Here is a 7,330-nt window from a genome sequence, read left to right on the forward strand (position 1 = left end):
CCCCGCCTGTACACCAGTTTCGACTTTAGCTCATGTGGTGATCTCTACTGGCCAAGTTCGACGAATCGGAAATAGGATACACACATATGGACGCCCATGAAATTCCTTAATCGCCGTTGCCGGTGATATTCACAATTTACGATCTCTACCAGCTTTTCGACCGCTTCCAAGCGTCGCCCAGCACGCTGCGAAAGGTTTGAGCATCTTTTGCACAGCGCATCTCAAAGAAGGTGTCTTTTGAGTTGAGCAGCCATTTGTTCGTAGCATCATCCGACGATACTAGGCGGGAAGCTACACGAAGGGCCGCGCTCTTGATTCCTGAGCTCGAACGTCACGGCCGCCGGTCATCCCGCTACGGGAACAGTCAGTTCTCCCACCATCAGGCAGCCTCGCATCCAGGCCAGCGCGCTCCTGGCTCCGGCCGGTACGCGGACAGATTGAGGACCAGCCCCCGCAGGATCTGCAAAGTCGCCTCGTCGCGCGCGGCTAGCGACTGTACCAGGTCCTCTGGATTGGGTTGGCCCAATGCAAGGCGATACAGCAGCCGTTGATCCTGGAGCTGGGCGAACCGCAGCTCATCCTTCCCCAAAGGCAACCGGAACACGTAGCGGCTAATATGTGCGCCATCCGTCTGCCACCAGGGCCGCAACCCGGATTCGTCGCTGCATTGCTGATTAGCTAGTCGTTCGACTGCAGCCCATGGCGAAATGCGATCGCCTTCCTGCGCACCAAGGACCTCCTCACGCAACTGCGCTGCTAGCGCCCTACGCACCGCGAGACCCGCATATCGGTTAACCCGGCCCTCCCTTTGCTCGAGTTCGACCGGCGTCGGGCATAGGTCCCAATGGGCAACTCGGGAGCACCAGGTATGGAAGTCGAGCCCTTCTTGGCCGACCGAGGTCGATGACAGAATATGGGGCCAGAACGGTGTGTTGAATGCCACACGTAGGTCGTCCGATCGAGCCAATGGACGGTCGGCTACTCCTTCCTTTGCGCCACGTTTGACATAGCCCTTATCGTCGGTCCCGCCGAACGGCACCGCCGCATGGCAGCGGATACGGATGCCCTTGGACCGCTGCTCATTGGGCTCCAGCCTCTGGAACGTGAATGCTCCCGCGCTCAGCTGAAATGTCTTGGTCAGGTCTTCAGCAAGCCTTGTGCTGCCACCTTCGACCGTCGGAAGTCGCATCCAGTAGTGCTCGTCCAACACTGACTCGAAGCAGCCGTCGACCATGATGGTGTGCACGGCCTCCACAACCTTCCCTTTGCTCCATTTAGCCCAGAAGACTGGTTCGTCAAGATATATGCGCAGACCGTTCCAGGATAGCGATACCAGCTGAGAGAGCTGACTCGGGGCCAGCGCGCCGGGATGATGGCGAAGCAGCGCCCTAGCACAAATCACCCCCGGGGCTGACAGCGCCATCTCGACCAAGTCGTCCAATTCGCGCGCGCTGATTGCCTTGAGCGGATCAACGGTACACCAGCTCTCTCGCATTTTCGCGACGCTCGCATCGCGCTCAGCCGGTCCCGACCAAGCGCCACGTACGTCCCGGGTGTACTCGAATCGACTTTCGATGGCGGCCAGTACTTTCCACACTGGCCGGTGCGTGGAACGTCGCGCCGGCTTGCGCTCGTCGGGCAGCTCGACTTTAGGTCCCAGCGCCGTACGAATCTGGACGCGTAGCTTCCGGCGAATTCTGTCAAGCGATCCGGAAATTCCGCCTGCGAGTGGGTCCGTCATTGCGGCCAGGAACGGCGAAGGGTGAAACAGCGCAAATAGCGGCATTTGCGGCTTGCTCGGTTGGAGGCGGCTAGCGCGCACCGCAAGTCGATAATCACGCTGACCAGCATGAAGTTCGGTCGCGTCAATGGCATAACTAGTGAGCGCTGCAATGCTTTGAGGTGTTGCCTTGAAACGGCTGAAGAGGAGTAGTTTCTCCGGCGCCCGACGTTTCCATGCGCCGCGGAGATCCCACCAACGCAGGGTAGGTGCAATCCAAGGCAAGGCAAGGCTTCCTGGGGGCGCTATCTTGTGCAACGCCCGCAGCTTCGGGTGCGGCCATGCTGTAGGGAGCTCAAGTCCATCGACCGCGCCTGAATCCAACTTCGGCCCGGTCAACTTGACGCGTCTGCGGCACTTCCACGCGTCATAGCGGGGACCAAGCGCCTGCGCTGGCAGGGGCACGGAGAGCCAGTACGCCAGAGCGTCCCCGCGGTCCTTGGGTTGGAACAGCGAGACGAGGCCACGATACGCCTTCATATCCGCAGGCAACAGCGGTGCCGTGCAGTGCTGGGTCTTGTACTCCGATGCTGCTGTGTCGTGTATCGCTCGCTCGGTGCGCGCCATCACTGACGTCATCTTGCGCTGAATCCTGTCACGCAGCTCGCGGGCATCGGATTCCAGCTCGCCCTGCAGCCCGGCGTTGCCGGCCGCCCGCGCGATGGCCTGCAGGAGTGCACCAAAGCTCTGAAAATCTTCGGCCAGGGCCTTGCTGAAGGTCGAGCTATCTTTCAGGAATGCCAGTAGCTCAAACAACTGCAGGTGGGCGTCCTCGCCAACGCTCGGATAGGGCGTGCCGGACAGCAGCAGGACTGCCGGGCGTATGTCATTCACGCCGGCGAAGAGCGCCCTGATCAGCCGATCTTTGCGTCCATCTACAGAGATCATCTCTCGGTATTTTTGGAACTCGTCCAGGATCACCAGGTCGGGAGGGTGTTGGAGCAAGGCGGCGTGCGAAAGCGCGCGACGTAGTCGCGTCAACAGAACACGGGCGGAGATCTGCGCTACTAATGTGCCGAAGTCATCCAGCACCTCACCAAACTCCTCGCGCATAGCATGCCGGAACAAACGGAAAAAATGAGCGGACAAATCGGCCGCCCGCTGCTCCATCCGCGAGCGCGCTTTCTTCCACGTCTCGACGCCGGCTGGCCGGCGCAGGTTGTCGTCGGGGATCTCGTCCGCCACCTTTGACAGAGCCCGTTTTAGGATCGCCATCAGAAAGGCTCTCTCGTCGACCCGCCCGCCGGTAGCGCCAGTTGTCTTGCCCGGAAAGGATGTTGCCGGTGTCAGCGCGAACAATTCGACCGGACCACGCAGACGCGGCGTCATCGGGACCAGAGATAGCCTTTCGGCGGGCGAGACAAGGTCGTGCGGCGTCATTTCCTGGAGCGCCGCAACCAGCCGATCGCGGTTCTGGTGCGCCACGCGCAGCCCATTCGTGATGTAGTAGACGATGACTGGGCGGCGCGAGTCAATTTTCTGACGATCGGCCACGAACGTGGTGATGATCTCCCGTGCAACCATCGTCTTCCCAAGGCCTGGTTCGTCTGCCACAAGGAAGCGTCGCATCCCCTTAGTGTCGCTAAGGATGGCGCAAGCTCGCCGGGCCGTAGCAGACTGGAACGGTTGGGCGCGCGCCGCCATCAGCGTAACCCCAATGACGCGTGGGCCAGGCTCCAGACTCGGCGCAATTCGTCCAGATGCTCTCTTTCGGCTTCCGCCTGGCCGGCAACCCGCAGCACAGCATCCGTGTACGCATCAACTCTGGCATAGGCAGCAGCGAAGGCCTCGGGGTCGCGTGCCCAGCAAGACAAAATCTCCTCCAGCGTTATTTGGGGGAACGCTCGCACCTTCCAGCGTGCGGGCTGTAGGCGCACTTCATCGTAGCCCCCCAAATCTTCGCCGTCATCATCCTTATCTTCGTCATCCCAGTTAGGCTCATCTGGATCGGCGCTGTTCCCATTCAACATGGCGCGCACCCAGGCGAGGAACTGTTGGGGACCCAGGTGCGCAGCAATTGCAGCTCGATCACGCCCAGGGGGGACGGCCGGTTCGATGACGAACTTCTGCAGCCACTCGCACACTTGTCCGGCCAGCGCCAGCTGAAAACGGACCAACCCGGTCTGCTCGGCCGCGGGCACGCTGCCAATCAGGACGATTCGTTGCCCCGCCGGCCACGGGACGGTCTCCGTCGTCGCCAGTCCGACCCGCAATTCCATCTCCACGCCAGACAGGGACGGAGCTTCGGCCGCGACCAACGTGAAAACGTCGCCATTACGCAGTAATAGAGCATCCAACGCCGCGGCTAACTGACGACGGCATTCCTCAAGCCGCTCAGCCACGTGGTCTGGCTCGATGGGTGCAATCCGCAACGCGGCGATCTCGACCGGTCGAGCCAGGCCTACTAAGTGTCTAAGGCCGTCTAGCATGGAGACTTCGCAATCGATTTCAGCGATGACCTCGACGTTCCCGTTGCCCCATCCCCGTTGGGTCGCGTTCGCGCTTCCAACCCAAAGCTTAGCGTTACGTCCAGTCACCAGCGCGATGACTTTTGCGTGAAGGCCGAATGGCACGACTTCATCCTCCTGCAGGGTGCCCATAGCCGTCGCGTCCAGTATGTCGGCCGGCTGGGGCACACTCGCATCGGGTTCCGGCTGATCGTAAACGTAAACAAACCTTCCGAATTTTTCGAGGGGGAAGCCGGCCTGGCTGGCGAGCTTGCGTGCCGCCATTTCCGTCGACACGAGGATCCGGGCGGAATGTTCATCCCCCCAGGTACCTATGCGTTTTATAAAAGTGCCATCCAGGAATGGGCTGACTACGAAGATTTCATCTGCCCGAGCCACATCAGGCAGCTGCACTAGCGTTTCATGATCGCGCTTGAGAGTAATCCGCTTGACTTTGACTCCAGGCGGCATGATCCACTTCAAGCCTTTCAACTGCTCTGCGATGGCATTGGGAGCCACCCCTGGAATTCCTGCGAGCGTGGCCAGATGGTAGCCAAGGTCGGCCACCCCTTCGATGTCGCAAGCGCGTCTATCGCCGGTGCCGGCGTTAAGGACCAGTCCGAAATCCAGGTTCCAGGCCCTAGTGAGGTTTTTGCTTCCGATCCACAGTCGCCAGGAGGTCGGCTTGTCGGCTTGTTCATAGCCAATCAAGGCAATTTTTGGGTGCCAACTGCTGATCGATTCATCGCAAGCCACTTCTGTGACGAACTGATCGAATACCGCCGCGATTTTTGGCGTGCGCCGCGGCTTTGCCAATCTCCCTCTCTGAACCACCACCCCGATTCGTCCCCTAAGGGCTTCGATGGCCTCGGCCATATCCGCCCGAGTTCCACTCCCATTATCGAGATCCCGGCCAGCCAGGGCCAATAGTGTGGCGCCTAGCGACCAGAGGTCCGCCGAATAAGTGGCCAGCAGTGCGAACCGGACCCGCTCACCCGGCGGCGGTCGTAACGCATCGAGATAGGACTGGTTCGGCCAGGCTTTCGGCGCGTTGCTCATGATTGTCCGTGTAGGTCGGCAAGCATCTGGGAGACTCGGTCCCACCGATAGTGGAGCGGGCTAGCCTGGGGGTAATCGTCGCTGCCCCATTCGAGGCGCCTAGCCTGTGCGAATCCGCGGTCCGGTAGCCGCGCTCGGGATCGCTTTCGGTCGAATTCGGCTATTTCATACACGGCCCGCAATGGCTCCGGGCTCCGCTTTCCGCTGCGCAGCCATTCCGTAGTTCGCTCTAACACGGCCCTCAGGGTATCTGGAAGACGGCCGATATCGGCCTCGACTGCCGCCAGGTCGAACCGGAGAGCCCCTTCGGCGTGTTCCTCGACAACTGCGACGAGGTAGTCACGGTGTTTCCTCGGTGTGGGCTGCCGATCGCGCTGCTCTCGCGTCTGTTCAACCAACGCCGCGTACACACTGCGGCCAATGCCCGCCAGTGCCGCAGCGGCCGAAGCACGTCGGAGTGAGTGCGCCTGGTCGCCGGCGACTTCGCACACCTCCTCCGCCCAGCAAGTCGGCAGGGCCATGATGTCGGGCAAAGAGTGCTGAGCAAGCTGCGCTAGCAGCGGGCGCGTACCGTCTGCGCATCGCAGCCCTTTCCATTGTTCGCGGAAAAACTTTCGCTCAACGAAATTCAGTTCGAATCTAATCTCGTCGTCGGAGCTCCAGTCGTCCGGTACCGGCGGCAACGAGTTAAACGGCTCGATTACCGCACCGAGCGGCACACCATCATCGTCGCGGGAAACCTTACCGGGCCTCAGGCCGCGATGCACATCGGCGCGGCTGTAGTGGCGCAGGCCATCCTTCCTTCGCAAAATGCCCCAAGCGCCGAGGGCGCCCCAATAGACCATAGAGGGCGGCTGGCTACTGATGTAGTTAGCGCTATCGCGGCCGATGATGCCGCGCTTCTCCTTCGCGTCCGGCAACCTCTTAAGCAGGCGCACTACCAAGCGGCGCTCGGCGTCGCGCACGGCGTTAATGACGCTTCCCTTAGGCGGCCTGGCGCGCAGGCCCTGATACATCCATGGGACGAAAAGAGCATATCGCAGACGGGTCTGCAGTACCGATGTACCTGGGAAGAAAAGATCCGCATAGCGCTGGTGCAAATGCAGGAAGCCGATCTCGTCCCGAACGCCTTGAGACTTATCCGCCATCTGAGCCTCTGCGCGGCGCAACGCGTCCCGCGATAAATAGGTCCAGCCGAATGTCGACATGAAAGTTTGGAAATCGATGCACGTGCTCGGATTGTATCGGCGGGCAGCGCATTGCGCACTTGGATAAGGAGCCCAATCGCACGATATTCCATTTGAAATAAAGAAAACTCTTTATTTCAAATGGAATAGGATGAGCCCTAAACTGTGCCCATAGTCCCAAACACACGAGTCGATATGGCAAGTAAGTCTCTCAAGACGGTCCCCAAAACCTCGGTCCAAATTTGGCAGCCCATCCTCGACAAGCTCGAGGCAAAAATCAAGCGCGCCTGCCTTCGGCGCGACCCCTACTTGGAGAAGGTGTTGGACACTGAGCTGGACTACCTGGACGACGAGGTGTCCCTTGCCAACTCGCACGCAAGTTTTGACTTCGTCTCCAGTCGGCTGAGGCAACTCGGTAATCGCAAGCTCGTTAGTCTAGCGTTGCCGCCGAAGTTGACGACGCGCCTTAACGAAATCTGCATGCGGAAGCGCATCGTCCGCGACGCCTTCTTCAACCGGCTGTTCCTGCTGCTAGCTGTGCGTGAGCACGGGATTCGATGGGCGCGCGGGCACGGTAAATGATGGGTGGCTGCGGTCTGGTCCATCGCCAATGTTGCAGGTCGTCGGGTGATGCTGATGGACGTGGCGATCAAACGCGGAGGTCCAGATGTGGAGCGACGGCATTGATGGAACAAGGGGCCCGACGGGCCCCTTGTTGCTGGATCAGAAGTCGTTATCGGCGAGATCGCCAAGGCCATCAGGATGCTCCTGCCGATCTTCGGCCAGCCACTCGGCCAAAGCCAATTGATAGTGTGCAAGCAGACGGTCGCGCAGATCGTCGAGCAGTTCGATCACAG

Annotated in this window: 4 protein-coding genes; 1 reads left to right on the forward strand and 3 read right to left on the reverse strand. The window is 60.4% G+C overall.

Annotated elements, in window-relative coordinates:
* Positions 1 to 379: 379 nt before the first annotated feature.
* The 3 genes from K309_RS0133035 to K309_RS0133045 all read right to left on the reverse strand — a co-directional run bounded on the left by K309_RS0133035 (position 380) and on the right by K309_RS0133045 (position 6,494).
* Entirely contained in the window at positions 380 to 3,349 is a 2,970-nt protein-coding gene (locus K309_RS0133035) for a hypothetical protein (RefSeq protein WP_035878778.1), read from the reverse strand.
* A 74-nt stretch (positions 3,350 to 3,423) separates the two neighbouring features.
* A complete protein-coding gene (locus K309_RS38485) occupies positions 3,424 to 5,286 on the reverse strand; it encodes a phospholipase D family protein (protein WP_051320750.1) in 1,863 nt (620 codons plus the stop codon).
* Entirely contained in the window at positions 5,283 to 6,494 is a 1,212-nt protein-coding gene (locus tag K309_RS0133045; protein ID WP_035878777.1) for a DUF6361 family protein, read from the reverse strand. The genes K309_RS38485 and K309_RS0133045 overlap by 4 nt, the downstream gene beginning before the upstream one ends.
* 174 nt (positions 6,495 to 6,668) lie before the next feature.
* On the opposite strand from K309_RS0133045, the gene K309_RS0133050 reads away from it, so the two are divergent.
* Positions 6,669 to 7,055, forward strand: a complete 387-nt coding sequence (locus K309_RS0133050) for a hypothetical protein (protein WP_029050243.1) — start codon at positions 6,669 to 6,671, stop codon at positions 7,053 to 7,055.
* The last annotated feature ends 275 nt before the right edge of the window (positions 7,056 to 7,330 follow it).

The organism is Cupriavidus phytohabitans (assembly GCF_000426345.1).
Lineage (GTDB): Bacteria > Pseudomonadota > Gammaproteobacteria > Burkholderiales > Burkholderiaceae > Cupriavidus.